At 69.0% G+C, this 1,592-nt stretch carries 1 pseudogene; it reads left to right on the plus strand.

What is annotated here, in order from left to right:
• Positions 1-1,592 (plus strand): annotated as a pseudogene (locus tag ACIHCL_RS34165) (hypothetical protein); the annotation flags it as partial.

Consider the following 1,592-nt stretch of genomic DNA (forward strand, 5'->3'; position numbering starts at 1 on the left):
CATGACCTGCACCGCCACCTACACGGTGACCCAGGCCGACGTGGATGCCGGTTCGGTGAAGAACAGCGCCACCGCCACCGGCACCCCGCCCAGGGGCGAGCCGCCAGTTTCTCCGCCGTCCGAGACGACGGTGACCCCGCCAAACGAGCCCGGCCTGTCCGTGGTCAAGACCGGCCACAGCAGCGAGCCGGACAAGCTGACCCTCGGCGAGAAGATCACCTACGACTTCGCTGTCACCAACACCGGCAACGTCACGCTGAAGGACGTCAAGGTCAAGGAGGGTGAGTTCACCGGCCACGGCAAGCTCAGCCCCGTCAGCTGCCCCGCCAAGGAGACTGAGTCCCTCGCCCCGGGCAAGACCGTGACCTGCACCGCCACCTACACGGTGACCCAGCAGGACATCGACGCAGGCTCCATCACCAACTCCGCCACCGCCACCGGCACCCCGCCCAAGGGCGAGCCCCCGGTCTCACCGCCGTCCGAGACGACCGTCCCGGCACCGGAAGAGCCAGCCCTGGCCGTGGTCAAGACCGCCTCCGCCGGCACGCTGGTGGCGGGCGAGGAGATCATCTACAAGTTCGCCGTCACCAACACCGGCAACGTCACGCTGAAGAATGTGAAGGTCGACGAGGCAGAGTTCACCGGCCACGGCAAGCTCGACCCCGTCAGCTGCCCCGCCAAGGAGACCGAATCGCTGGCTCCGGGGGCGACGGTCATCTGCACGGCCGCCTACACGGTGACCCAGCAGGATGTGGACGCGGGCTCGATCACCAACTCCGCCACGGCCACCGGTACCCCGCCCAAGGGCGAGCCGCCGGTCTCCCCGCCGTCCGAGACGACGGTGAAGACCGACGACGACCCGGGCCTGTCCGTGGTCAAGTCCGCCACCGGCGGCACGACCGACAAGCTGGTCGTCGGCGAGGAGATCACCTACAGCTTCACGGTGCGCAACACCGGCAACGTCACACTGAAGGATGTGAAGGTCGACGAGGGTGAGTTCACCGGCCACGGCAAGCTCGACCCCGTCAGCTGCCCCAAGGAGGCCGAATCCCTGGCCCCGGGTGCCACAGTCACCTGCACGGCCGCCTACACGGTGACCCAGCAGGATGTGGACGCGGGCTCGATCACCAACTCCGCGACGGGTACTGGTACCCCGCCCAGGGGCGAGCCGCCGGTCTCACCGCCCTCGGAGGTCACCGTGCCGCAGGAGCCGAAGCCCGCGCTGGCGGTGGTCAAGTCGGCCGGCACGGAGCAGCCCGGCAGGCTGGTCGCCGGTGAGGAGATCACCTACCGCTTCGCCGTCACCAACACCGGCAACGTCACAGTCAAGGACGTCAAGGTCAAGGAGGACGAATTCACCGGCCACGGCAAGCTCAACCCCGTCAGCTGCCCCAAGGAGGCCGAATCCCTGGCCCCGGGTGCCACAGTCACCTGCACGACCGCCTACACGGTGACCCAGGCCGACGTGGACGCGGGCACCATCACCAACTCGGCCACGGCCACCGGTACCCCGCCCTCGGGCAAGCCGCCCATCTCCCCGCCGTCCGAGATCACCGTGCCGTCCGACGGCCGGGCCCAGCTGGGCCTGACCA

The organism is Streptomyces sp. NPDC052042 (assembly GCF_044548345.1).
Taxonomy (GTDB): Bacteria; Actinomycetota; Actinomycetes; order Streptomycetales; family Streptomycetaceae; genus Streptomyces.